Source organism: Arthrobacter sp. FW306-05-C, from assembly GCF_021801725.1.
Classification (GTDB): domain Bacteria; phylum Actinomycetota; class Actinomycetes; order Actinomycetales; family Micrococcaceae; genus Arthrobacter.
Map to the genome: position 1 here is coordinate 3,715,293 of NZ_CP084556.1, position 23,398 is coordinate 3,738,690.

Sequence of the window (23,398 nt, forward strand, 5' to 3'; positions counted from 1 at the left end):
TGCCATGAACCAAGAAAGTCTGCCATGAACACCAAGAAGAAACTCGCCGCCGCAGCCGCTGCAAAAGGCGCACGGCCGGCCCGCCCCGAGGACCAGCGGCTCCCAATTGGAAGCATGTTTGCCTACGGCTTCCAACACGTCCTGACCATGTACGGCGGCATCATCGCCCCTCCCCTGATCATCGGCGCAGCCGCAGGGATGAACTCCCAGGACATCGGCCTGCTCATCGCGGCCTGCCTTTTCGTCGGCGGCCTGGCCACCATCCTGCAGACCGTCGGCGTCCCCTTCTTCGGTTCGCAGCTGCCGCTGGTCCAGGGCGTCTCCTTCGCGGGGGTCTCCACCATGGTGGCCATCGTCCACGGCGGCGGGGGAATCCAGGCCGTCTTCGGGTCGGTCATCGCGGCGTCCCTGATCGGTCTGTTGATCACTCCCCTGTTCTCGAAGATCATCCGCTTCTTCCCGCCAGTCGTTACCGGCACGGTGATCACCACCATCGGCCTGACCCTGATGCCGGTTGCCGCGAACTGGGCCATGGGCGGAAACAACAAGGCGCCCAACTACGGCAGCATGGCGAACATCGGGCTCGCCGCCGCCACCATGGGCATCGTCCTGCTCCTGAGCAAGGTGGGCAGCGCCGCCATTTCCCGGCTGTCCATCCTGCTGGCCATGGTCCTGGGCACGGTGATCGCAGTCGTCTTCGGCATGGCCGACTTCTCCAAGGTGGGCCAGGGCGAGATTGTCGCCTTCCCCACCCCCTTCGCCTTCGGACCGCCTACGTTCGAGGCAGCCGCCATCATCTCCATGCTGATCGTCATCCTGGTCACCCTCACCGAGACCTCTGCCGACATCATCGCCGTGGGCGAGATCGTGGGCACCAAGGTGGACTCGAAACGGATCGGCAACGGCCTGCGGGCGGACATGCTTTCCAGCGCAGTCTCCCCGCTCTTCAACTCCTTCACCCAAAGCGCCTTCGCCCAGAACGTGGGGCTGGTGGCCATCACGGGCGTCAAGAGCCGGTTCGTTGTCAGCGCCGGCGGCATCATCCTGGTGGTCCTTGGCCTGCTGCCCGTCCTTGGCCGGGTGGTGGCAGCGGTCCCCACGCCCGTCCTGGGCGGTGCCGGCGTAGTACTCTTCGGCACCGTCGCGGCCAGCGGCATCCGCACCCTGTCCAAGGTCGACTACAAAAACAACATGAACCTGATCGTGGTGGCCGCTTCCATCGGCTTCGGGATGATCCCCATCGCCGCGCCCACCTTCTACGACCAGTTCCCGTCCTGGTTCGGCACCATCTTCCACTCCGGCATAAGCTCCGCGGCCGTCATGGCCATCCTGCTGAACCTGCTGTTCAACCACCTCAAGGCCGGCAACTCTGATAACCAGTCCGTGTTCGTCGCCGGTACCGAACGCCTGGTACGCGCCGAGGACCTGCGCTGCCTGGCCGAGGGTGACCGGTTCGAGAACGGCAAGCTCATCGACTGCGACGGCAAGGAAGTACCGGTCCAGTCATCCGAGAAGGCATCAGAGCACTGAGTGACCAACGCGAGATGGCAGTTCACGGCAGTGTTCCCCAGGAACATTGCCGCGAACTGCCATCTCGCGGGTTAAGGACGACGGCGGGACGCCGCGTCGCTGCCTCAGGTGCGGTTGAGCTCGCGGGAGATGGCCTCGGCGGCCTCCCGCAGGATGGGCACAGCTTTGTCGGCGAAGTCTTCATCCACCCGGGATACCGGCCCGGAAACGGAAATCGCACTGGGCGTGGGGGCGTTGGGTACCGCCATGGCGAAGCAGCGGACGCCGAGTTCCTGTTCCTCCTCGTCGATGGAGTAGCCACGCTCGCGGATGAGCTTGAGGTCGGCCAGGAGTTCCTCCACGTCGCCGATGCTCTTGGCGGTGGGGGTGGGCATGCCGGCGCGGGCAACGATGCCGCGCACGGTGTCGTCGTCGAGCTGGGCCAGGATGGCCTTGCCCACGCCGGTGGCATGGGTATGGGCGCGGCGGCCCACTTCGGTGAACATGCGCATGGAGTGCAGCGATGGCACCTGGGCCACGTAGATCACCATGTCCGAGTCCAGCACGGCCATGTTGGAGGTCTCCCCCAGCCGGTCCACCAGCATCTTCAACTGGGGCTGGGCCAAGGCTCCGAGCTGCTTGTTCGCACCCTCGCCAAGGCGGATGAGCCGGGGGCCCAGCGCGTAGCGCCGGTTGGGCAGCTGGCGGATGTAGCCAAGCGACACCAGGGTGCGGAGCAGGCGGTGGATGGTGGGCAGCGGCAGGTCTGTCGAGGACGACAGCTCGCTGAGGGTGACGTCGCCGCCGGCATCGGTGATGAGCTCGAGCAGTTCGAAGACGCGCTCCACCGACTGCACCCCGCCAGAGGCTTTTTCTGCCATTCCGTTGTCTCCTATGGCTCGGAATCCGACAACTCTTATCCGCATCGTGAAAAGAGTTGCTTAGAACACCCAACATACAGCACGGCAAGCGCCACCGCGACGCGCAGGGACAGTCGCATTCGCAGGGCTTGTATTTCCATAAAGTAGATAATAATATCCATAATACGAAAATATTCGGATTAGAGTAGAAGCCCGACCAGGCCTAACAGGAGGACATTCAATGGCGAACCCCAGCCCCGGAAATTCGATCACCCTGCGCGTGGAAGCGCCTTCAAGCTTCAGCGCCACCAGCGAACTTGCCGCAGCCGTCGGAGCAGCCGGCGCGGCCATCACCGCACTGGACGTCACGGAGTCCCACCACGAAACCCTCGTCGTTGACGTCACCTGCAACACCACCGACGACGACCACGCCGCACGCGTCAAGGACGCCCTCAACGCGCTCGACGGCGTTACGGTCCAGCACGTCTCGGACCGCACCTTCCTGATGCACCTCGGCGGCAAGCTCGAGGTGGTCCCCAAGGTCCCGCTGCGCAACCGCGACGATCTCTCCCGTGCCTACACGCCGGGCGTCGCCCGCGTCTGCCTGGCCATCGCCGAGGACCCTGCCGCTGCCCGCAACCTGACGGTCAAGCGCAACACGGTGGCAGTGGTCACCGACGGCTCCGCGGTGCTGGGCCTGGGCAACATCGGTCCCGCAGCCGCGCTCCCGGTCATGGAAGGCAAAGCCGCACTCTTCAAGCAGTTTGCCAACGTGGACGCCTGGCCGGTCTGCCTGGACACCCAGGACACTGAGGAAATCATCCGCACGGTCAAGCTCCTGGCACCCGTCTTCGGCGGGGTGAACCTGGAGGACATCGCTGCTCCGCGCTGCTTCGAGATCGAGGCCCGCCTGCGCGAGGAACTGGACATCCCGGTCTTCCATGATGACCAGCACGGCACGGCCATCGTGACCCTGGCAGCCCTGGTCAACGCCCTGCGCGTAGTGGACAAGAAGATCGCGGACGTCAAGATCGTGGTGTCCGGCGTCGGCGCCGCCGGTTCTGCCATCATCCAGCTGCTCAAAGCCCAGGGCGCCCGGCACATCGTGGCCGCCGGCCGCTCCGGCGCCATCCACAAGGGCGAGACCTACAACGATCCCCACCGCACCTGGATCGCGGACAACACCAACCAGGAAGGCTTCGCCGGCAGCCTGCACGAGGCCCTGGCGGGTGCCGATGTCTTCATCGGCGTCTCCGCCCCGAACATCCTTGGCGAAGAGCACATTGCATCCATGGCCAAGGACGCCATCGTGTTCGCCATGGCCAACCCCACCCCCGAGGTGGACCCCGCCGTTGCCTCCCGGCACGCCGCCGTCGTGGCCACCGGCCGCAGCGACTTCCCCAACCAGATCAACAATGTCCTTGCCTTCCCCGGCCTCTTCCGCGGGCTCCTTGATGTCGGCGCAAGCGACATCACGCCGGAAATGCTGGTGGCTGCCGCCGAGGCAATCGCAAACCGCGTGAATGATAATGAGCTCAATGCGAGCTACATCATTCCGAGCATTTTCGACCCCCATGTGACCGCCGACGTCGCAGCGGCCGTAGCGGCCGCAGCCCAGGCCTCAAACGTTGCAACGGCCGCCGAATCGGCCGACTCTGCCAAGGAATCAGTGCCGGCACTCGCCTCCGCCTGACCCGCCCGACTTCCCAGCCCAAGGAAAGGACCAGAAATGGCCATCACCGTCACAGATCCCCGGCCGATCGACCGCGCGGAGGAGATCCTCACGCCCAAGGCACTGGCCTTCGTGGAAGAGCTCCACAACCGGTTCGCGGGTACCCGCAACGAGCTCCTGGCGGCCCGCGCCGTCAAGCGGCAGCGGGTAGCCGAGACCGGCAAGCTGGACTTCCTGCCGGAGACCAAGGACGTGCGCGACGGCGACTGGAAGGTTGCGCCGGCACCGGCGGCTTTGCAGGACCGCCGCGTGGAGATGACCGGACCCGCGTCGCCGGCAAAGATGGCCATCAACGCCCTGAACTCCGGCGCCAAGGTGTGGCTGGCGGACCTTGAGGACGCCAGCACGCCCACCTGGGCCAACGTCATCGACGCCATCCTGAACCTCCGCGACGCGGCCCAGGGTACCCTCAGCTTCACCTCGGAGGAAGGCAAGGAGTACCGCCTCCGAACCGACGCACCGCTCGCCGTCGTAGTGGCCCGCCCCCGCGGCTGGCACATGCAGGAAAAGCACCTGCTTATCAACGGTGAACCGGCCGTGGGCGCGCTGGTGGACTTTGGGCTGCATTTCTTCCACATCGCCAAACAGCTGGTGCTCAACGGACAGGGCCCGTACTACTACCTGCCCAAGATGGAGAGCCACCTCGAGGCGCGTCTGTGGAACGACGTGTTCGTGTTCGCGCAGGACTACCTGGGCCTGAACCAGGGCACCATCCGAGCCACCGTGCTGATCGAAACCATCCCGGCCGCCTTCGAGATGGACGAGATCCTGTACGAACTCCGGGACCACGCCTCCGGCCTGAATGCCGGCCGCTGGGACTACCTGTTCAGCATCATCAAGTACTTCCGCGACGCCGGTGAGGAATTCGTCCTGCCGGACCGCGCGTCCGTGGTGATGACCGCCCCGTTCATGCGTGCCTACACCGAACTCCTGGTGAAGACCTGCCACAAGCGCGGCGCGTTCGCCATGGGCGGCATGGCAGCGGTCATCCCCAACCGGCGCCACCCGGAAGTCACCGCGGCAGCTTTCGAAAAGGTGCGTGCGGACAAGACCCGCGAGGCAAACGACGGCTTCGACGGTTCCTGGGTTGCCCACCCGGACCTGGTCCCCACCTGCCGCGAAGTCTTCGACTCCGTGCTGGGTGACAAGCCCAACCAGGTGGACAAGCAGCGGCCCGAGGTTTCCGTGACGGCGGAGCAGCTGCTGGACGTCCAGTCCGCCGACGGCCAGGTCACCGAGGCCGGACTGCGGCTGAACCTGTACGTAGCCGTCGCCTACACGGCGGTGTGGCTGTCCGGAAACGGCGCCGTGGCCATCCACAACCTGATGGAAGATGCCGCCACTGCGGAGATCTCCCGTTCCCAGGTGTGGCAGCAGATCCGCAACAAGTCCATCCTGGCGGACTCCGGCAACACCGTGACCAAGGAACTGGTGGAGCGGGTCCTCAGCGAGGAAACCGAGCGGCTCCGCACCGAGTTCGGCGACGAAGCGTTCCGCCGCTACTACCAGCCGGCCAGCGAACTGATCGCGGACATCTGCCTGTCCGATGACTACACGGACTTTCTGACCACCCCCGCCTACGAGCTGGTGGGCTGAGATGGCAACACCCAAACCTTCGCTCTCCGCAGGGGACCTGGCCGCCATCGACGGGCAACTTGCCGCCACGGACCGGTTGCTGGAGCAGAACTACCCGGGCGACGACGGCTCCCGCCAGCCCGTGCATACGGTGTACGTGCCGGCGGACCGGTTCACGCCGTCGTTCGCTGCCGACTGGGGCGCCCAGGCAGCCACGACGGTGGAAGCCCACGGCGGGTTCGAAAAGCTGGGCCGGCTCCTGGGCCAGGAAGCCAGCCTCGCCGAGGCGGTCGCCTGCCGGGTTGCCGCAAAGCTGGCAGCCGAGCCAATTGAGGACCTGCGCCTGGACTTTGAGGACGGCTTTGGGGACAGGGGCGACGACGCCGAGGACGCCGCCGCGGTTGCCGCGGCTTCCACGGTGGCCCAGGCAGTCGCGGCGGGCTCCGCTCCGCCGTTCATCGGCATCCGGTTCAAGTGCTTTGAGGCCCCCACCCGGGCCCGCGGCCTGCGGACCCTGGACCTCTTTGTCTCCGGCCTGGCCACGGCCGGTGAACTGCCCGAGGGCCTGGTCCTGACCCTGCCCAAGGTCACCACGGTGGCGCAGGTGAAGGCCATGGACTTTGCCGTGTCGCGGCTGGAGGAAGTCCACGGACTTCCCGCCGGCCGCCTCCGGTTCGAGGTGCAGGTGGAAACTCCGCAGCTGATCCTTGGCCCGGAAGGCACATCGCCGGTGGCGCAGCTGCCGCACGCCGTGCCCGGCCGGATCAGCGGCCTGCACTACGGCACCTACGACTACTCCGCGTCCCTGCAGATCTCCGCCGAATACCAGTCCATGGAGCACCCCGTGGCGGACTTCGCCAAGGAGGTCATGCAGCTGGCCGTGGCCGGCACGGGCATCCGGCTCTCCGATGGTTCCACCAACATCATCCCGGTGGGCGACAACGTGGAGAACGCCTGGCAGCTGCACGGCCGCCTGGTCCGCCGGTCGCTGGAGCGCGGCTATTACCAGGGCTGGGACCTGCATCCGGCCCAGCTGCCCAGCCGCTTCGCTGCCACCTACGCCTTCTACCGTGAAGGCCTCCCGGCCGCCGCGGCCCGCCTGCGCAACTACGTGGAGCGGACCGAAGGCGGCGTGATGGACGAGCCCGCCACCGCCCGCGCCCTTGCCGCCTTCGTGCTCCGCGGCGTCCAGTGCGGCGCTGTTGGTGGCGAGGAGGTCCAGGCGCTTGCCGGCGTCGGAATTCCGCAGCTCACCGCGCTGGCGCACCCGCGGCTGGCCACCACTTCCAACTCCTAAGCAAAGGACCCCTTCATGGGCAAGTACTACACCCCCACCGGCGGCCTGCCGCCGCAGACCCACCTCACCACCGAACGCGCCATCGTCACCGAGGCCTACACCGTCATCCCCAAGGGCGTGCTGACGGACATCGTCACCTCCAACCTGCCGGGCTTCGCCAACACCCGGTCGTGGATCATCGCCCGCCCCATCTCCGGCTTCGCCACCACGTTCTCGCAGCTGATCGTGGAGATCGGACCGGGCGGCGGGGCACCCCGCGCCGAATTCGAAGAAGGCGTGGAGGGCGTCATTTTCGTCACGCAGGGAACCGTCAACCTGACCCTTGACGGCGAACTGCACAAGCTCGAGGAAGGCGGCTACGCCTACCTGGCCGCCGGAGCGCAGTGGGGCCTGGAGAACGTCTCCGAGGACATCGTCTCCTTCCACTGGATCCGCAAGGCCTACGAGCGGCTCGAGGGATACGAGGCCAAGTCCTTCGTCACCAATGAAAAGGACGTGGAGCCGACCTCAATGCCGGACACCAATGACGTCTGGAAGACCACCCGCTTCACCGACTCGAGCGACCTGGCCCACGACATGCAAGTGAACATCGTGACGTTCCAGCCCGGCGGCGTCATCCCGTTCCCGGAAACGCACGTGATGGAGCATGGCCTGTTCGTCCTGGAGGGCAAGGCCATGTACCTGCTGAACAACGACTGGGTTGAGGTGGAGGCCGGCGACTTCATGTGGCTGCGCGCCTTCTGCCCGCAGGCCTGCTACGCCGGCGGCCCCGGCGAGTTCCGCTACCTGCTGTACAAGGACATGAACCGGCAGGTGAAGCTGACCTAGCCATTTGTGCGTTCGGGCAGCAGCAGGGGCCGTTATGGAATTCCATAACGGCCCCTGCTTTTTTAGTGCTGTTGGGGAAGGCTTAGGCGCCCGGGTTGAGGACCACCTTGATGCAGCCGTCTTCCTTCTTCTGGAACTTCTCATACAGAGCGGGCGCGCCTTCCAGGCCCGCACGATGGGTGACCAGGTCCATCACACCCAGCGGATCGGCGTCGTCCTCCACAAGGGGAAGGATGGCGTCCGTCCAGTTCCGCACGTTGCACTGCCCCATGCGCACCTGCAGCTGCTTGTCGAACATGGTGAGCAGCGGCATGGGGCTGGCCGTGCCGCCGTACACACCGCTCAGGGACAGCGTGCCGCCGCGGCGCACAGCGTCGACGGAAGCGTGCAGCGCTGCCAGCCGGTCCACGCCGCCGGTCTCCATAGCCTTCTGGGCCAGCTTGTCCGGCAGGAGCCCCAGCGCCTGGTGGGCGAAGCCTGCCATAGGCGAGCCGTGGGCTTCCATTCCGACGGCGTCAACCACCGCGTCCGGGCCCCGTCCCCCGGTCATTTCGCGGAGTTCGTCCCCGATGGTCTTGCTCAAGTCCAGCGTTTCCACCCCGTGCCGCGCAGCCATCTCCCGGCGCTCCGGAACGGGGTCAATACCGATGACGCGGAACCCGCGGTGGACGCCGATCCGGCCGGCGAACTGGCCAACCGGGCCAAGGCCGAACACGGCCAGGGTACCGCCTGCCGGGACGTCGGCGTATTCCACGGCCTGCCAGGCGGTGGGCAGGATATCGGAGAGGAACAGGTAGCGTTCGTCCGGAAGCTCGTTGCCCACCTTGACGGGTCCGTAGTCGGCGTGCGGCACCCGCAGGTACTCGGCCTGGCCGCCGGGAACGGACCCGTACAGCTCTGAGTAGCCGAAGAGGGCGGCGCCGGATCCCTTTTCCTTGACCTGGGTTACCTCGCACTGGGACTGCAGCCCCAGCTTGCACATGTAGCAGGAGCCGCAGGAGATGTTGAAGGGAATCACCACACGGTCGCCCTTGCGGAGGTTGGTGACGCCGCTGCCCACTTCTTCCACGATGCCCATCGGCTCGTGGCCAATGACGTCACCCTTGTGCATGTACGGGCCCAGGACCTCGTAGAGGTGCAGGTCCGAGCCGCAGATGGCGGTGGAGGTGATCCGTACGATTGCATCCGTCGGTTCCTGGATAACGGGATCAGGTACTTCTTCTACGCTTACCGACCGTTTTCCTTGCCACGTCAGTGCTTTCACAGTCTCCCTTTCGCTCTGCTTTGCCCGTGGAGATCTCCTTGGGCGGGGCAGGGCACCCGGAGGCACCCTTTCTTCGACCGTATCGGTTTTGAGGGAAAAAAGTAAGCATGCTGACTAAAAGCTTGTGGCGGCCGTCCGCTGCTTCTAGCGTAGGGAGAGTCCCGGAACACCAAGAAGAGCACCCGAAAGAGGAACGCCATGTCGCTGTACCAGCCGGAACCGGTCGAGATCTCCACCCGCATGCGCCCTGGCGAATGGACGGAGGAAAGCCTGACGGAGCTGGTCAGCACCTACCGGAGGCGGGTAGAGGAGATGGGTGCGCCCGCGGCCGAGGTGGCCACGGACATCAAGCGGAACGATGACGGCTCGGTGGTGGTAGTGGTGTCCTGGCCGAAGCCGGCCATCGCGGGCGATGAGGATTCAGTGCCAGGCGGCCAGCCGCTGTGAACCGGTGCTAGCCGGTTTCAGGGATTCGGCTGCAGTGCAAGCAAGCGGCCGATGGCGCTGGAGGCAAGGTTCTCCAGTAGGTCGCGCGGCCCTTCATAAACCTCGACGGCGCCCGCCTCGCGCAGTTGCGCGGCCTGGATGCCCCCGCAGGTGACTCCTATGGCCGGGATCCCCAGGGCTCCGGCCGCCTTCATGTCCCACACGGCGTCGCCGACATAGACCGCGTGCGCCGCGTCCACGCCGGCAGATTCGAGGGCCGCCTCGAGGATGTCAGGCGCCGGCTTGCTTTCCTTCGCATCGTTGGCGCTGGTAGCGGCATCGATAAAGGCGTCTGCATCCAGGACGGACCGCATGACCTGCAGATCCCGCTCCCGGGCCGAGGAGGCAAGCGCCACGGCCAACCCGCCGGCATGGCACTGGCCCAACAGTTCTTTGGCCCCGTCCAAGGGACGGAGCGAGGGCCAGTGCGAAGCGTACAGTGCACCGTGGCTGGCCATGATGTCCTCGTCCTCGTCACGGTCGCGGCCGGACGGCAGCAGGTTGTCCACCAAGCGGGCACCGCCCATGCCGACGAGCTGGTGGATGGCCGCCATGGACACGTCGTGCCCGTATTGGCGGAAGGCACCCCACCAGGAGATGGTGTGGATGTAGGACGAGTCGATCAGGGTGCCGTCAACGTCAAAGAGGACCCCCCGGCGGACACCGTCAGGGGGTGTCGTGGACTCAGTCATCAGCCCACCGCTGCCCGTCGTACATCCGGCGCCTTTTTCCGCTTGGCCGCTTCATCCTTGGGGGAACTGACGGGCCGCACGCGGTCACGGATGACGGACCCGGCGCCGTCCAGGCTCTTGTCCCGAATGAGGCCGGTGCCGGCGATTTCGCGGGCCATGGCGACGCCTGCCACAGCTGCCCTTTTGGTTGGGAAGGTCACCGAGATGGCCATCAGGTTCCCGCTTCCGTCCATCATCCTGATCCGGTATCCACCGTCAGGGGCATCAACGAGCTCAAAAAATCCGGCCATAACAATCACTCCTCCATCAATCACGGCGCTGTGCCTGGGAGCACTCCATGAGGTGTTAGTAAGTATACTTATCTATCGCGCGAAGGAGAAGTTCCAGCCCTGGTCCGCGCCGCCTCAGCGCGAATCCGCCCTTGCAGATGGAAGAGGGATGTCACTGCGCCGAACGGTATCCTGATGTAGCTCCAGAGCGCTAGTCACAAGGGCGAAGTGGCTGAATGCCTGCGGTGTATTACCCAGCTGGCGGCCTGCCTTGACCGCCCATTCCTCACTCAGCAGCCCCACATCATTGCGCAGTTCCAGCAGCCGTTCGAAAAGTTCACGCGATTCCTCATGGCGCCCGGCACCCAGGAGCGCCTCAACCATCCAGAACGAGCAGGCCAGGAAGACGCCTTCGTCGCCCGGCAGGCCGTCGTCGCTCTCTTGCGGTTTGTACCGCAGCACGAACCCGTCCTGGGTCAGCTCCCGTTGGATGGCCTCGATGGTGCCGATGACCTTGGGGTCGTCGTTGGGCAGGAATCCCACCCTGGGAATCAGCAGCAGGCTCGCATCCAGCTCGGGCCGGCCGTAGGACTGGACGAACGTATTGCGCTCGGCGTCAAAACCGTTGGCCATGATGTCCGCGCGGATCTGGTCCCGCAGCGCTTCCCAGCGCTCCACCGGACCCGGCAGACCGGACTCGCGGACGCCCTTCACCATCCGGTCGGCCGCCACCCAGGCCATGACCTTGGAATGGGTAAAGTGCCGGCGGGGCCCCCGCATTTCCCAGAGCCCGTTGTCCGGCTGGTCCCAGATGGTTTCCAGGTGTTCCATCAGCGCGATCTGCACGTCCCAAGCCTCGTCGGTATGCTTCAGCAGCGAGTTCCGGGTCAGCGCCAGGCAGTCCAGGACCTCGCCCCACACGTCCAGCTGGAACTGCTCGGCCGCCGCGTTTCCGATCCGCACGGGAACCGAGTTCTCATAGCCCTTCAGCCAGGGCAGCTCCATTTCCGGCAGCCGCCGTTCACCGTGGATCCCGTACATGATCTGCAGGTCGGCGGGGTCGCCGGCAACCGCGCGGAGCAGCCAGTCCCGCCACGCGGCGGCCTCGGCGGTGTACCCCGCGGCCAGGAGCGCCTGCAGGGTCATGGCGGCATCCCGCAGCCAGCAGTAGCGGTAGTCCCAGTTGCGCTGGCCGCCGGGCTGCTCGGGAAGGGAGGTGGTGACCGCGGCTACGATGCCCCCGGTTGGGGCGTAGGTCAGTGCCTTGAGCGTAATCAGGGAGCGCACCACCGCGTCCTGGTATTTCCCCTCCACGGTGCATTGCGAGGACCAGCCCCGCCAGAATTCAAAGGTGCTCGCCAGGACGTCCTCGGCATCCACGGAGACGGGCCTGCCCACGTGGCTGGGCGCCCAGGTCAGTACGAACGGGACTTTGTCGCCGGCGTTCACGGTGAAGTCGCTGACGGTATGCATGTTTTCCCCGTGCAGGGGTGCGGGGGTCACCAGGTAGACGGCGTCCGGCCCCGCAATGGCGTGCAGCCCGCGCTTGTCCTTGCGGACCCACGGAATGATGTGGCCGTAGTCGAACCTCAGGATCAGCTCCCCGTGCATTTTGACGCTGCCGCTGACGCCTTCCACGATCCGGACGATGTCAGCCACGGAGTCGCGGGGCGGCATGAAGTCGGTAACGCGCACGGTTCCGTCCGGCGTGTCCCACTCGGTGTCCAGGACCAGGCTGCCGTCCCGGTAGCTGCGGCGCGTGCAGGCACCTCCACCCACGGGCGCCAGCAGCCAGCGGCCCGCGTCCGGGGTGTCCAGCAGCGCGTTGAAGCACGCAGGGGAATCGAACCGCGGCAGGCAGAGCCAGTCGATCGAGCCGTCCTTGCTGATCAGGGCCCCGGTGTGAAGGTCGCCAACCACCGCATAATCCTCAATTCGCACCATGACATTACCCTGCCACACAGAGTCCCCAATGGAAGGGGAAATGTCCGGGTGTAGCCTGAGGCAAATGGCAATCCACATTGGCACCTCCGGCTGGAGTTACGACCACTGGGAGAACGTGCTGTACCCGCCCGGACTGCCCGTCCGGGACCGGCTCCAGTGCTACGTCTCCAGGTTCAGCACGGTTGAACTGAATGCCAGCTTTTACCGGTGGCCGCGGGACACCACTTTCGCTGGCTGGAACAGGCGCCTGCCGCCAGGGTTCAGCATGTCCGTCAAGGCTCCCCGCGGACTGACCCACGCCCGCAAGCTGTACTCCCCCGAAGTCTGGGTGGAGCGCATCGCCAGGTGCTGGCATGAGCTCGGGGACAAACGTGCCGTGCTCCTGGTCCAGCTGCCTCCGCAACTGGCGCGGGACGATGCGAGGCTGGACTATTTCCTGGCCGTGCTGCCGTCCTGGATCAGGGTTGCCGTTGAGTTCCGGCACCCCACCTGGGACTGCCCGGAGGTATTTGAGCTGCTGGAGCGCCACCAGGCGGCGTACTGCATCATGAGCGGCGCCAACCTGCCCTGCATCCTGCGCACCACTGCGCCATTCACGTACATCCGGCTGCACGGACCGGACCAGGAGCACCTGTACGGCGGCTCCTACTCAGACGCGGACATGCACTGGTGGGCGGACAGGATCCGGGAGTGGGACAGCGCCGGCGTCGACGTGTACGCCTACTTCAATAACGACGGCGGCGGGAACGCGGTGCGGAACGCCCAGACCCTGCGCGGGATCCTGGGCAACGGCTGATGCCTGCCCGGGGCCGGCCTGTGGCAGAGTGGTGCCATGGACACGGCTCCGCAGAACCCCGCCCATGACACGGCACGCCCGCCCCGGGACAACACCAAGGGCCGCGTTGCGCTTTCCGGAGGCCAGTTCTTCCGGCTGGCACACCGGCTGTCCGACGCTCTCAATGACGTCAGGATCCAGCTCGCCCAACGGTGGAAGTTCGTGCCGCAGACCATCGCCTACCAGGGTTACGGTTCCACCACCCGGGTGCGGGTGTTGGGGCGGGTGCTGCTGACGCAGAAGCCGCAGCCGGGCAGCAAGGCGGAGCACCAAGCGAAAAACGGCAACCAGAACGTCCGCGGCTGGCGCGCCTTCACCGGGGTGCCGCTGCAGTACAGCGACGTCGAAATCACCATCGGGGACGTGGTCACCCACGTCACGGCGGACCGGGGCGGGCTGATCGACACCGAGGTGGATGTCAAGCTCTCCCCCGGCTGGCACACCGCAGTGCTCCGCGCGGAGGGTACCGAGCCGGCAGAGGCACTGATCCAGGTGATCGCCCCCGGAGTGGAATTCGGCATCGTCTCCGACATCGACGACACCGTAATGGTCACCGCCCTGCCCCGGCCCTTCCTGGCGCTGTGGAATACCTTCGTGCTCAGCGAACGCGCCCGCATGGCCACCCCGGGCATGGCCGTGCTGCTGGACAGGCTGACCATCGAGCACCCTGAAGCCCCGATCATCTACCTGTCCACGGGGCCCTGGAACGCCGCCCCCACGCTGGCACGGTTCCTGACCCGCAACATGTACCCCAAGGGCGCGCTGCTGTTGACGGACTGGGGGCTCACCCAGGACCGCTGGTTCCGCAGCGGGCAGGACCACAAGCACCGGAACCTGGAGCGGCTGGCGCAGGAGTTTCCGGACATGCGGTGGCTCCTGATCGGCGACAACGGCCAGCACGACGAGGCCATCTACTCCGCCTTCGCGGCTGAGAACCCGGACAAGGTTGCGGCGATCGCCATTCGTCAACTGTCCGTCAGCGAGTCGGTCTTCGCCGGCGGCCACTCCGAAGACGGGGACCACAGCACCTCAAGGGTGCCCTGGATCTATTCCCCCGACGGCGCCGGCATCGCAAAGCAGCTCGCCATGCTGGACCTGCTCCGGGGCTGACACCCCCCGGTCCCTAGGCGCTGGCACCCAGCGCCGCGCCGTCGTCGGGCGCTTCGGTGCCCTCCACACCTTCCTCGACCAGAAGATCCGGGACCACTGCCTGGGCGATGGCCAGCTCCGCCGCTGCGGCGAGGTCGCGTTCCTCGATGAGTTCCTGGAACCAGAAGTAGGACGCCTTGGGGGTCCGCTCCAGCGTTTCGAAGTCCACGTGCAGGAGGCCGAACGGCTGGTTGTAGCCGGCGGACCACTCGAAGTTGTCCAGGAAGGACCACACGTAATAGCCGCGGAGATCCATGGACTCCGCCACGCCGCCCGGCGCCGTTGCGCGCAGCGCGGTTTCCAGGTGGTCGGAGAGGTACTTCAGCCGGCGTTCGTCCGGAATGAAGCGGGTGTTGGTGGACTTGTCCCGGACAATGATGTCCTCGAAGCTGGCGCCGCCTTCGGTGATGATCACCGGGGGCAGGTTGGGGTACCGCTCTGCCATTTCCTTCAGGGCAACCGCCATGTACTCCGGTTTGACCGGCCAGCCGTAGGCGGTGATGTCGGCTTCCGGCCAGGTCTCGACGTGGAACGGCGTTGCGCCGCTGCCCGTCGCGCTGAGGTCGCTGCCCATGGCCTCCGCCATGCTTGACGGAACGGTCCCGCCGCCCGGCCCGGCCGCCACCTTGGTGGGCATGTAGTAGTTGAGCCCGTAGAAGTCCAGGGGCTGGGAAATGATCTCCATGTCCTCTTCGGGGTGCTCAAAGGAGCTGAAGAACTTTGCGGCACGGATCAGGTCCGGGTACTTACCCGTGAGGACGGGGTCCGCGTAAAGCCGGTTTTGGCCCAGGTCCATGATCCCGGCGCTGATTTTGTCCAGCGGGTTGATCGAGTTCGGCACCATGGGTGAGTAGACGTTGGTCATGCCAATTTCGCCCGGCACCTTCGCCGCGCGCAGTGCCTGGACAGCCAGCCCATGGCCCAGCAGCTGGTGGTGGACGGTGGGGAAGGCGCCCAGTGCCAGCTCCTTGCCCGGCGAATGCAGCCCAAATGCATAGCCATTGGCACTAACCGTCGCCGGTTCGTTGATGGTGACCCAGCGGGCCACCCTGTCCCCGAACGCCTCGGCCAGGATGGCGGCGTATTCACCCAGGCGGTAGGCGGTGTCCCGGTTCATCCACCCGCCGGCTTCCTCCAGTTCCAAGGGTGTATCCCAGTGGTAGATGGTGGCCATCGGCGAGATGCCGCTGGCCAGGAGCTCATCCAGGAGCCGGTCGTAGAACGCCAGGCCGGCGCGGTTGGCGGGACCGGTGCCGCCGGGCTGGATGCGCGGCCAGGAGAAGGAGAACCGGTAGGAGTCAACGCCCAGCTGCTTCAGGAGGGCCACGTCCTGGGGCATCCGGTGGTAGTGGTCTGTGGCCACCACCGGGCTGTGGTCCTCCACGATTGCACCAGGCTTGGCTGCGAACCTGTCCCAGGCTGCTGGACCGCGTCCGTCCTCGTCCAGTGCCCCCTCGATCTGGAATGCTGCGGTGGCAACGCCAAGGGTGAACCCCGGGGGGATGAGTGCTGCGAGGTCCTTGGCGGAGATGTGCATTTGGGGTCCAGCCTTTTGGTCACGGTGGTCAGGGTACGTCCCAGAATGTCATAGCGGAGGGCGGCTGACGAGCAGCAACCCGCGCCCGGCACCGCTGCTACTGCGAACCGAAAAGGAACTCCTTGGCGTGCGCCACTGCTTTGCGGAACGCATCATTGCGCAGGGTCACGAGATGCTCGGTGTCGCCGTCGGATGGTTCCAGGTAACCGGTGTACCCGGGCCGGAGGACCCAGATGTCCCCGCCTGGCGGCAGGTAGAACACCCCGAACGAGCGCTGTTGCCGCTCGTCGGCGGTCCAGACCGGGACGACGGCAAGGGCGGCACCCGTGGCCGGGTTGATCCACTGTGCCCGGGGCAGCGGCTGTTCATGCGCCTCGGGGTCCAGGAAGGGCGCGGTGCCGGCGCCCCACCGTTGCTCAAAACGTTCATGGAACGCGGGGATCAGGTGTGAATCGTAGCGCCGCCACTCGCTCATGCGGTGTTCCGCCTCCTTGGAAAGTGTTTAAAGGTTGTGTGTTCAGGCCCAGGGTCCGCTTTCCCACCGCACCGGAGTGATGCGGATGACGGGCCCGGACGGTCCCCGGGTACTGCGGACTTTCCGGACGGGAATGATCGTGGGTGCCGGTGCCGCCAGCTTCCTGTCGTACGCGGCACGCCGTTCCGGGTCCCCCAGCACGTTGAACGCCTGCATGATCCGCAGGAGTTGGTCCCCCTGTCCAGGGTCCACGTTCTTCGCCGGTTTGTCCGCCTTCGATTGCGCGCCCCCGCCGCCATCGCCGTCAGCGCGGGCGCCGTCCATGTCCGGATGGTGGCTGCGCATCAGGGCGCGGTACGCGTGGGAGATGTCCTGCCGGGTGGCATCACGGCCCACCCCCAGGATGGCGTAGTAATCAGGGGGGTCAGTCATCCCAGCCTCCTCTTCAGCCCGTGCCCCTGCCGGGACGGCAGGGGCACAGGCTGGAAAGCATGGACCTAGGTGCCAATCTGGTGCATCTCGCCCTGCTGGGTCTTGATCTCGATCTTGCGTGGCTTGGCCTGCTCAGCCATCGGAATCCGCAGGGTCAGGACGCCCTGGTCGTAGCTGGCCTTGATCTTCTCCGTGTCCAGGGTGTCGCCCAGGATCAGTTGGCGGCTGAACACACCGCGGGGACGCTCCGAGGCCACTAGCTCGACGTTGGGCTGTGTGGGGTCCTGGCGCTCCGCGCGGACGGTCAGGACATTCCGTTCAACGTTCAGGTCCAGCGAGTCCAGCTTCACGCCGGGAAGATCGAACGCCACCACGAATTCGCCGTCCTCCTGCCAGGCGTCCATGGGCATGGCAGCCGGGCGGGCGGTGGTTCCAAAGACCTGCTGCGTGAGCCGGTCCAGCTCACGGAACGGGTCGGTACGCATCAACATCATTTCCCACTCCTTCAGCTTCCAGGTGTTGGATCTGTGGTTACCCACCTCCGCGTAATCTATGGTGGTGGATATAGATTTTTTATAGCACTGGTGGGAAACTGAAGCAAGACACCGGCTGGACCGATTTTGGGAGAAGAAATGGCAGGACCTGATGCAGGACGCAGCGCCCGCTCCCCCGGCTCAAGGGCGCTGTACGCGATCTCGGTGGCGGCCGAGCTAACAGGAACGGGACAGCAGAACATCAGGCTTTATGAAACAAAGGGGCTGCTGACACCGTCGCGGACTGCCGGCGGAACCCGCCAGTACAGCGAAGATGATATTGCCGTGCTGCTGCGGATTGGCGAGCTCCTCGAAGAAGGGCTGAACCTGGCGGGCGTTGCCAAGGTCCTGGAGCTGGAGGCAGCGAACGTTAAACTCCACCGCGCCCTGAAGCGCGCCCGTTCCCGGCCGCAGTGACCAGGCCCGGCAGTGGCCAGGCCCGGAGTGCAGATTTCACTCCCGGGAAGATTCTTCCTTTGACAGCTCTCCGGTGACAGGTTCCCCGGGGACGCGGGCGGTTCGCCAGGTATCCAGGGCAATGACGCCGCCCAGGATGAGCAGCGAGAGGGAGAACGAAGCAAGTGTGTCCGTGGGCCAGTGGTATCCGAGGTACAGGCGGCTGGCGATGGCCAGGACGATCCCGATCCCGGCGCCGATAAATCCGAAGACCGCAGCCCGCGGGTTCCTGTGGCGGGAGAAGATCAGGTAGGCACCCACCAGCAGGAAGTCACAGGCCCCCAGCACGTGCCCGGACGGGAACGAGAAGGTCTGGTCCGCACCGAACAGCATCTGGTCCACGGGTGGGCGCGAGCGCTGGACGATATGCAGGATGATCTGGGAGATGATCACCCCGGCCAGCATGGCCGCGGCCAGCAGGATGGGGCGCCAGGCATGTTTGGCCGCGAATCCCCAGATGAGGATCACCACCAGGATGATGATGGGCAGCGCGACGGGGCCGAAGAACACCGCCAGGAAGATCATGATGGCCGTCACTGCCGCTGAACGTGTCGTCAGGAGCCAGTCATGCACCGGGTGGTCGGCGAAGGAAAGTCCGTCGGCCTGGACAACGCTGACCAGCGTTGCAATGAAGAGGGCAAGCCCCACCACGGCCAGGACCACCGACGTCCGGTAGAGGCGGCGCCGGTCGGCAGGGTCGATATACCGCTCCTCCACCACGAACTTCTCATGGAAAGTACGCCACCGGCCGTTGCCATTTTCCCTGACTGCGGAACCTGCTGAATTATGTGCCAATGTGCTGCCCATCCCTGCGCCCTGTTCTAGCCATGCCGAATAACGGCCATGGTAAATGCCTAGGCTGAAGATTATCCCGGTGAACCGCCATTCACTCCATCAGGGCTGGACACCACGGCGCCCGCCTTGGACGCATGGTCCAGGGCGGGCGCCTCGGTGGTCCGGCAGGTTGGCGGCTAGAACGAGCCGGTGGTGAACTGCCAGCTGCGGGAGGCGAGCGGGTTCCCTGCCAGGTCCTGGATGCCGGTGGCGCCACCGGTCAGCGTCACGGTGTACCGGGTCTTGGCGGCCAATGCTGCCTGGGGATCGAGGATCCACTGGTTGGTGGTGCCGTTGCGGTAGACGGTTGCCGCCACCACCGCCCCGGTGGAAGCGTTCTTCAGGGTGAAGGTGGCCGTACCAACCCCCTGGACCGTCTCGCTGAACGTGGCACTGACGTTGCTGCTCCTGCGGACCAGGAGGGCATTGCTGCCAGGGCTGTAGCTGGTGACCGTGGGCGCGGGGCCCGTGGTGAACGTCCAGCTGGTAGTGGTCAGAGGCGTACCCGCGGCATCCCGGATGGCCGAGGTACCGCCCACCAGGGTTGCGGTGTAGGTGGCATCTGCAGCCAGGTTTGCGGCCGGGTCAAGGGTGGCCGTCCTAGTGGTGTCGTTGTAGCTGACGGCCGCGGTGATGCTGCTGCCGGCCGCGTTCCGCAGCACGAAGGTTCCAGCGGAAACGCCCTGCACCGAGGTGCTGAAGGTGGCCGTCACGTTGGTGTCAACTGCCACCGCCGCTGCCTTCCCGGCGGGCGATACGGACGTTACGGTTGGTGCAGGGGCGGGGGCAGGTGCCGGAGCAGCTGCGTCGGTACCCGTGAACAGCAGGCGGTTCGGGGTTCCGGTGGTGGCCCCGCTGATCACTCCGGGCGTGGCGTTGGAGACCAGGGCGGCCGCTACCCCCGCCGGCGTCAGGGCCGGGTTCTGGGACAACAGGAGGGCCGCAGCCCCGGTCGTGTGCGGGGCTGCCATGGAGGTTCCGGACATGGATGCCGTGGCAGTGGTGGAGGTGTAGTAGTCGGAGGTGATGCCGACGCCGGGAGCGTAGAGGTCCACGCAGGATCCGAAGTTGGAGAACGATGCCTGTTTGTCGGCGGAGTCGCTGGCTGCCACCGTGACGGCCCCGGGAACCCTGGCGGGAGATGTGGTGCAGGCGTCTGTAGCAGAGTTCCCGGCGGCAACCACGGTGGTGACGCCGTCGTCCAGGACGGCCTGGATGGCATTGTCCACCGTGCTGCTGGCGGCTCCGCCCAGGCTGAGGTTGGCCACGGCGGGGGTTCCTGCTGCGTGGTTGGCGGCGATCCAGTCCAGGCCCGCCACGACGTCGGAGTTGTATCCGGATCCGCTGCAGTCAAGCACCCTGACCGGCACCAGGGTGGCGCTCTTGGCCACGCCATAGGTGGAGCCTGCAACGGTTCCGGCCACGTGGGTGCCGTGTCCGTTGCAGTCGGTGGTTCCGTTGCCGTCCGCCACGGCGGTCCAGCCGGCGGCCACCCTGCCGCCGAAGTCGGTGTGTGAGGCCAGGATGCCGGTGTCCACCACGTAGGCGGTCACGCCGGCTCCGGCAGCGGTCCATGAGTAGGAACCCGAGAGAGGGAGCGCGCGCTGGTCGGCGCGGTCCAGGCCCCAAGGGGCGGGCTGCTCGGTCCCGGAGGCCTTGACGGGGGCATCGGGCTCCACGGACAGCACCTTTCCGGACTTGGCAAGGGCAGCCGCCTGGGCCGGGTTGGCGTTGACGACGGCGCCGCGGATGGCGTGCTCAAAGGTGCGGCCGACGGCGAGTCCCTGGCCGTGGAGTCCGGACACCTCCGCAGCGACATCGGTTCCGGGCGCGTACTGGACGATGTAGCGGCCGGTTGCGTTGCCGGCTCCGCCGGAACCTGCCGGGGAGGCAGGGGCGGCGACGGCTGGAAGGGACGCGGTGGAAAGGGCGACGGCGGAAAGCAGCGCCGCGAGGGCAGGCAGCAGGAAGGATCGGGTACGAATTTTGGGGTCCTCGTGGTGGCTGGGTGGCCGGTCCCTGGCTGGAGAATCCTCCCCCGCGGAACCGGACCAACGGTGGCTGTACCAAAAGGATAGGAGCCGGAAGCGCATGGCTTCCGGCTCCTTGGATGATCCTGTGCCAACCCTTCGGGATTCCTGCGGGCCGGCGATTTTGCTGGTTTTAGCCGGCGCTGTTGGTTGCCGGCACGTGGTTCCGCCAGCTGTGCTCGGGTTCGAAACCCAGCAGGCGCCGCGCCTTGTCGATGGACAGCATCGTTTCGTGTTCGCCCAGGTCCTTGGTGACTTTGACGCCGGGGAAGACCTCTGCCGCCAGGCTGGCGCTTGGCCGGCTCATGACGGTATCGGCATTGGCAATGATGAAGGCTTCGAATCCCGGTTTGGCGTTCTCCAGAGCCCGCGCCACGGCCTGTGCACCGTCCCTGCCGTCGATGTAGCCCCAGAGGTTCCACTTCCGCAGGGTTGCGTCCTCGTCGAAGGAGGGGAACCGTGCATAGTCGGCCTCATCCATCACATTGGAGAACCGCAGGCCCGTGATGCTCAGCTCAGGATCCCATCGGGTCATTTCCACGGCCATCTGCTCCTCCAGCCGCTTCACCAGGGAGTAGGTGCTTTCCGGCCGGGGCGGGTATTCCTCGTCCACCGGAATGTAGGGCGGGTCAATGTCGAAGGGCAGCCCCAGGACGGTCTCGCTGGAGGCATACACCACCTTTTTGATGCCTGCGCGGCGCGCGGCCTGGAACACGTTGTAGGTGGAGAGCATATTGTTTTCGAACGTTGCTGCGTCCGGAAGGATGCCGGGGGCGGGAATGGCACCCAGGTGCACCACGGCGTCGAACCCATCATGCCGGTCATCAACGCCCAAGAGCGCGTCCACCACCTGGCCATAGTTGCGTAGGTCCAACACCAGCAGGCCCGGGCTGCGGTCACCCGCGCGGTCCAGGGTAAGGACCTGGTGGCCGTCGTCGGTGAGCCGGCGCACCACGTGCCGCCCCAGCTTTCCGTTTCCGCCTGTAACGGCAATTCTCATCAGTGTTTCCTTCTGTTCGAGTGCTTCTCCGTGCGGTGTTTCGGTCAGGACGGGGGACGCGGGGCTGCCAGGAACTGTTCGACGGCGGCGATTGCCAGGCCGGTAATCGTTCCCGGATCGCCGCTGCCGTTGACGGACACCAGGATGCCCCGGCCCGCGTACACCGAGACTACTTCATGCGTCTGCCGGCGGTAGAGGTCCAGCCGGCGGCGGAAGACGTCGATGGTGTCATCCGTTCGGCCCTGTTCCGAGGCGCGGCGCTGCATCCGCTCCTCCAGTTCCGAATCCGGCGCCTGCAGCTCGATGACGGCATCCAGCGCATGCCCCTGCGCCGCGAGCATGTTGTCGAGTTCCGTTGCCTGCGGTGGCGTCCGCGGATACCCGTCCAACAGGAAGCCGTGCCGGGCATCGCGTTCAAGGAGCCGGTCCTTCACGAGCGCGTTGGTGAGATGGTCCGGTACGAAGCGGCCGCCGTCCAGGTAGTCCGCGGCCTGGCTCCCCAGCTCCGTTTGCCGGCTGACGTTGCTCCGGAAGATGTCGCCGGTGGAAACGGCGGGCACTCCGAAGTGCCGGGCCAAGTGTTCTGCCTGGGTCCCTTTGCCGGAGCCTGGTGGGCCGATGATGAGGAGCCTGGTCATGTTCCTGCCCTTCCCCGAGGTGCTGCCCGCTTCATTGTGACCGGTACCCCTTTTCGGCGCCGGCAAACGGCGTCGGGCCCCGGGTGGTTGTGGGCTTGGCGCCGCCCCGAATGTATATACTCTGGTTATCGGTTTAGCAGCAGGCCGTTGGAAAGTTCGTCGATCCAGCGACCATCACCGGCTCCCCGCCCAGTTGCGGGGCGTTTGTGTGTTGCAGGCTCGTTTTGACCTGAACGAATGGCACCAAGAACCGTGGCCAGCGAGTCAACAGCAAAAACCGATACATCCATAACAGAACACCTGCATGAATTGGTCCTCAACAGCTCCGACGTCGAGGACTTCCTAACGGAACTGGCGCAGGTGTCCGCCCGGAACCTCTCCGAGCCGGGCGATGAAATGCTATGTGCCATCACCCTGCTCCGGCAGCGGAAGACGGCGACAATCGCGAGCAGCAGCCAGGACGCCAAGTCGATCGGCCTGCTTGAGCACAAGTTTGCAGAGACCCCCAGCCTCACCGCAATCACCGCCCAGGAGACTGTGCACGCGCCGAACCTTGCCGGGGACGAGCGCTGGCCGGAATACTCCTCGGCCGTCGTGGCCCAGGGTGTGCAATCGGTCGCGGCACTTCCCTTCCGGCTTGAGGGGGAAACCAAGGCTGCGCTGCTGCTGTACTCACGCCGGGCCCACCGCTTCGAAGGCCGTGTGCTGGCGTTCGCCGAGGATTTCGTCAGCCAGACTTCGCTGGCGCTCCGCCTTGCAGTCCGCTTTGCGCATTACAGCGAAACCGCTGCGAACCTCCGCGCCACCCTGGAATCCCGCACGGTCATCGATATGGCGGTGGGAATCATCATGGCCCAGAACCGGTGCAGCCAGCAGGACGCGTTCGGCATCCTTAAGACGGCATCGAGCACCCGCAACACCAAGCTGCACGATGTGGCCGCTGCTGTGGTGAATGCCCTGGGCCAGGGGCCTGCGCGTACACATTACGACGGTTAGGTGGCCGGCACACGGCAACGTGTTCCG

At 65.9% G+C, this 23,398-nt stretch carries 23 protein-coding genes; 10 read left to right on the plus strand and 13 right to left on the minus strand.

Annotation, left to right across the window (positions count from 1 at the left end):
* The first annotated feature begins 24 nt into the window (after positions 1 to 24).
* Positions 25 to 1,530, plus strand: coding sequence for a nucleobase:cation symporter-2 family protein (locus LFT44_RS17225; protein WP_236799629.1), 1,506 nt, complete (start codon positions 25 to 27; stop codon positions 1,528 to 1,530).
* 104 nt (positions 1,531 to 1,634) lie between these two features.
* On the opposite strand, the gene LFT44_RS17230 is transcribed toward LFT44_RS17225, so the two are convergent.
* Positions 1,635 to 2,390, minus strand: a complete 756-nt coding sequence (locus tag LFT44_RS17230) for an IclR family transcriptional regulator (protein ID WP_236799630.1) — start codon at positions 2,388 to 2,390, stop codon at positions 1,635 to 1,637.
* 220 nt (positions 2,391 to 2,610) lie between these two features.
* Here LFT44_RS17230 and LFT44_RS17235 point away from each other — a divergent pair, with 220 nt between their 5' ends.
* The 4 genes from LFT44_RS17235 to LFT44_RS17250 are packed head-to-tail and all read left to right on the plus strand — an operon-like array spanning position 2,611 to position 7,801.
* The gene (locus tag LFT44_RS17235; protein WP_236799631.1) at positions 2,611 to 4,062 is read left to right on the plus strand and encodes an NAD-dependent malic enzyme; all 1,452 of its coding nucleotides are present in this window, start codon (positions 2,611 to 2,613) and stop codon (positions 4,060 to 4,062) included.
* A 36-nt stretch (positions 4,063 to 4,098) separates the two neighbouring features.
* A complete protein-coding gene (gene aceB / locus LFT44_RS17240; RefSeq protein ID WP_236799632.1) occupies positions 4,099 to 5,697 on the plus strand; it encodes a malate synthase A in 1,599 nt (532 codons plus the stop codon).
* A 1-nt stretch (position 5,698) separates the two neighbouring features.
* Positions 5,699 to 6,973 (plus strand): DUF6986 family protein, encoded by a 1,275-nt coding sequence (locus tag LFT44_RS17245; protein WP_236799633.1) that lies wholly within the window; start codon positions 5,699 to 5,701, stop codon positions 6,971 to 6,973.
* 15 nt (positions 6,974 to 6,988) lie between these two features.
* Complete coding sequence (locus LFT44_RS17250) at positions 6,989 to 7,801, plus strand: bifunctional allantoicase/(S)-ureidoglycine aminohydrolase (RefSeq protein WP_236799634.1); 813 nt, start codon at positions 6,989 to 6,991, stop codon at positions 7,799 to 7,801.
* Positions 7,802 to 7,883: 82 nt separating this feature from the next.
* Here LFT44_RS17250 and LFT44_RS17255 read toward each other — a convergent pair whose 3' ends face one another.
* Complete coding sequence (locus LFT44_RS17255; RefSeq protein WP_236799635.1) at positions 7,884 to 9,065, minus strand: zinc-dependent alcohol dehydrogenase; 1,182 nt, start codon at positions 9,063 to 9,065, stop codon at positions 7,884 to 7,886.
* A gap of 198 nt (positions 9,066 to 9,263) precedes the next feature.
* Between LFT44_RS17255 and LFT44_RS17260 the strand changes: the two genes are divergently transcribed.
* On the plus strand, positions 9,264 to 9,512 hold the full coding sequence (locus LFT44_RS17260; protein ID WP_236799636.1) for a hypothetical protein: 249 nt from the start codon (positions 9,264 to 9,266) through the stop codon (positions 9,510 to 9,512).
* 17 nt (positions 9,513 to 9,529) lie between these two features.
* Here the strand turns inward: LFT44_RS17260 and LFT44_RS17265 are convergent, their stop codons facing one another.
* The 3 genes from LFT44_RS17265 to LFT44_RS17275 form a co-directional block, all read right to left on the minus strand.
* A complete protein-coding gene (locus tag LFT44_RS17265) occupies positions 9,530 to 10,243 on the minus strand; it encodes an HAD family hydrolase (protein ID WP_236799637.1) in 714 nt (237 codons plus the stop codon).
* A complete protein-coding gene (locus LFT44_RS17270; RefSeq protein WP_236799638.1) occupies positions 10,243 to 10,533 on the minus strand; it encodes a hypothetical protein in 291 nt (96 codons plus the stop codon). The genes LFT44_RS17265 and LFT44_RS17270 overlap by 1 nt, the downstream gene beginning before the upstream one ends.
* A 114-nt stretch (positions 10,534 to 10,647) precedes the next feature.
* Positions 10,648 to 12,456, minus strand: a complete 1,809-nt coding sequence (locus LFT44_RS17275) for a glycoside hydrolase family 15 protein (protein ID WP_236799639.1) — start codon at positions 12,454 to 12,456, stop codon at positions 10,648 to 10,650.
* Positions 12,457 to 12,520: 64 nt separating this feature from the next.
* On the opposite strand from LFT44_RS17275, the gene LFT44_RS17280 reads away from it, so the two are divergent.
* Together LFT44_RS17280 and LFT44_RS17285 are read left to right on the plus strand one after the other, a co-directional pair.
* Positions 12,521 to 13,252, plus strand: coding sequence for a DUF72 domain-containing protein (locus LFT44_RS17280; RefSeq protein WP_236799640.1), 732 nt, complete (start codon positions 12,521 to 12,523; stop codon positions 13,250 to 13,252).
* A 36-nt stretch (positions 13,253 to 13,288) separates the two neighbouring features.
* Positions 13,289 to 14,401, plus strand: a complete 1,113-nt coding sequence (locus tag LFT44_RS17285) for an App1 family protein (RefSeq protein ID WP_236799641.1) — start codon at positions 13,289 to 13,291, stop codon at positions 14,399 to 14,401.
* Between the two features lie 13 nt (positions 14,402 to 14,414).
* Here LFT44_RS17285 and LFT44_RS17290 read toward each other — a convergent pair whose 3' ends face one another.
* From LFT44_RS17290 to LFT44_RS17305, 4 genes are all read right to left on the minus strand, one after another.
* Positions 14,415 to 15,977: a glycoside hydrolase family 1 protein gene (locus LFT44_RS17290; RefSeq protein ID WP_236799642.1), complete on the minus strand. Its 1,563-nt coding sequence runs from the start codon at positions 15,975 to 15,977 to the stop codon at positions 14,415 to 14,417.
* Positions 15,978 to 16,074: 97 nt separating this feature from the next.
* A complete protein-coding gene (locus LFT44_RS17295) occupies positions 16,075 to 16,452 on the minus strand; it encodes a hypothetical protein (RefSeq protein ID WP_236799643.1) in 378 nt (125 codons plus the stop codon).
* A gap of 42 nt (positions 16,453 to 16,494) precedes the next feature.
* Entirely contained in the window at positions 16,495 to 16,884 is a 390-nt protein-coding gene (locus tag LFT44_RS17300) for a DnaJ domain-containing protein (RefSeq protein WP_236799644.1), read from the minus strand.
* A gap of 65 nt (positions 16,885 to 16,949) precedes the next feature.
* Positions 16,950 to 17,375 carry an Hsp20/alpha crystallin family protein gene (locus LFT44_RS17305; protein WP_236802942.1) on the minus strand — a complete coding sequence of 142 codons (426 nt, stop codon included), beginning with the start codon at positions 17,373 to 17,375 and terminating at the stop codon, positions 16,950 to 16,952.
* A gap of 141 nt (positions 17,376 to 17,516) precedes the next feature.
* Here LFT44_RS17305 and LFT44_RS17310 point away from each other — a divergent pair, with 141 nt between their 5' ends.
* Positions 17,517 to 17,834, plus strand: coding sequence for a MerR family transcriptional regulator (locus LFT44_RS17310; protein ID WP_236799645.1), 318 nt, complete (start codon positions 17,517 to 17,519; stop codon positions 17,832 to 17,834).
* Positions 17,835 to 17,870: 36 nt separating this feature from the next.
* On the opposite strand, the gene LFT44_RS17315 is transcribed toward LFT44_RS17310, so the two are convergent.
* The 4 genes from LFT44_RS17315 to LFT44_RS17330 form a co-directional block, all read right to left on the minus strand.
* Entirely contained in the window at positions 17,871 to 18,668 is a 798-nt protein-coding gene (locus tag LFT44_RS17315) for a phosphatase PAP2 family protein (protein ID WP_236799646.1), read from the minus strand.
* 176 nt (positions 18,669 to 18,844) lie between these two features.
* Entirely contained in the window at positions 18,845 to 20,800 is a 1,956-nt protein-coding gene (locus LFT44_RS17320; RefSeq protein WP_236799647.1) for a S8 family serine peptidase, read from the minus strand.
* 70 nt (positions 20,801 to 20,870) lie between these two features.
* Positions 20,871 to 21,737 (minus strand): NAD-dependent epimerase/dehydratase family protein, encoded by an 867-nt coding sequence (locus LFT44_RS17325; RefSeq protein WP_236799648.1) that lies wholly within the window; start codon positions 21,735 to 21,737, stop codon positions 20,871 to 20,873.
* A 44-nt stretch (positions 21,738 to 21,781) separates the two neighbouring features.
* Positions 21,782 to 22,375 carry an adenylate kinase gene (locus LFT44_RS17330; RefSeq protein WP_236799649.1) on the minus strand — a complete coding sequence of 198 codons (594 nt, stop codon included), beginning with the start codon at positions 22,373 to 22,375 and terminating at the stop codon, positions 21,782 to 21,784.
* Between the two features lie 252 nt (positions 22,376 to 22,627).
* Here LFT44_RS17330 and LFT44_RS17335 point away from each other — a divergent pair, with 252 nt between their 5' ends.
* Positions 22,628 to 23,371, plus strand: a complete 744-nt coding sequence (locus LFT44_RS17335; protein WP_236802943.1) for a GAF and ANTAR domain-containing protein — start codon at positions 22,628 to 22,630, stop codon at positions 23,369 to 23,371.
* Positions 23,372 to 23,398 lie beyond the last annotated feature (27 nt).

Excerpts from the sequence above, each read along its gene's own strand:
- LFT44_RS17230 (WP_236799630.1), bottom strand. The coding sequence starts at position 2,390 with ATGGCAGAAAAAGCCTCTGGCGGGGTGCAGTCGGTGGAGCGCGTCTTC.
- LFT44_RS17320 (WP_236799647.1), bottom strand. The coding sequence starts at position 20,800 with ATGCGCTTCCGGCTCCTATCCTTTTGGTACAGCCACCGTTGGTCCGGT.
- LFT44_RS17265 (WP_236799637.1), bottom strand. The coding sequence starts at position 10,243 with ATGACTGAGTCCACGACACCCCCTGACGGTGTCCGCCGGGGGGTCCTC.
- LFT44_RS17275 (WP_236799639.1), bottom strand. The coding sequence starts at position 12,456 with ATGGTGCGAATTGAGGATTATGCGGTGGTTGGCGACCTTCACACCGGG.
- LFT44_RS17225 (WP_236799629.1), top strand. The coding sequence starts at position 25 with ATGAACACCAAGAAGAAACTCGCCGCCGCAGCCGCTGCAAAAGGCGCA.
- LFT44_RS17270 (WP_236799638.1), bottom strand. The coding sequence starts at position 10,533 with ATGGCCGGATTTTTTGAGCTCGTTGATGCCCCTGACGGTGGATACCGG.
- LFT44_RS17330 (WP_236799649.1), bottom strand. The coding sequence starts at position 22,375 with ATGACCAGGCTCCTCATCATCGGCCCACCAGGCTCCGGCAAAGGGACC.
- LFT44_RS17245 (WP_236799633.1), top strand. The coding sequence starts at position 5,699 with ATGGCAACACCCAAACCTTCGCTCTCCGCAGGGGACCTGGCCGCCATC.
- LFT44_RS17295 (WP_236799643.1), bottom strand. The coding sequence starts at position 16,452 with ATGAGCGAGTGGCGGCGCTACGATTCACACCTGATCCCCGCGTTCCAT.
- LFT44_RS17305 (WP_236802942.1), bottom strand. The coding sequence starts at position 17,375 with ATGTTGATGCGTACCGACCCGTTCCGTGAGCTGGACCGGCTCACGCAG.
- LFT44_RS17235 (WP_236799631.1), top strand. The coding sequence starts at position 2,611 with ATGGCGAACCCCAGCCCCGGAAATTCGATCACCCTGCGCGTGGAAGCG.
- LFT44_RS17250 (WP_236799634.1), top strand. The coding sequence starts at position 6,989 with ATGGGCAAGTACTACACCCCCACCGGCGGCCTGCCGCCGCAGACCCAC.
- LFT44_RS17300 (WP_236799644.1), bottom strand. The coding sequence starts at position 16,884 with ATGACTGACCCCCCTGATTACTACGCCATCCTGGGGGTGGGCCGTGAT.
- LFT44_RS17290 (WP_236799642.1), bottom strand. The coding sequence starts at position 15,977 with ATGCACATCTCCGCCAAGGACCTCGCAGCACTCATCCCCCCGGGGTTC.
- LFT44_RS17285 (WP_236799641.1), top strand. The coding sequence starts at position 13,289 with ATGGACACGGCTCCGCAGAACCCCGCCCATGACACGGCACGCCCGCCC.
- LFT44_RS17310 (WP_236799645.1), top strand. The coding sequence starts at position 17,517 with ATGGCAGGACCTGATGCAGGACGCAGCGCCCGCTCCCCCGGCTCAAGG.
- LFT44_RS17325 (WP_236799648.1), bottom strand. The coding sequence starts at position 21,737 with ATGAGAATTGCCGTTACAGGCGGAAACGGAAAGCTGGGGCGGCACGTG.
- aceB (WP_236799632.1), top strand. The coding sequence starts at position 4,099 with ATGGCCATCACCGTCACAGATCCCCGGCCGATCGACCGCGCGGAGGAG.
- LFT44_RS17280 (WP_236799640.1), top strand. The coding sequence starts at position 12,521 with ATGGCAATCCACATTGGCACCTCCGGCTGGAGTTACGACCACTGGGAG.
- LFT44_RS17260 (WP_236799636.1), top strand. The coding sequence starts at position 9,264 with ATGTCGCTGTACCAGCCGGAACCGGTCGAGATCTCCACCCGCATGCGC.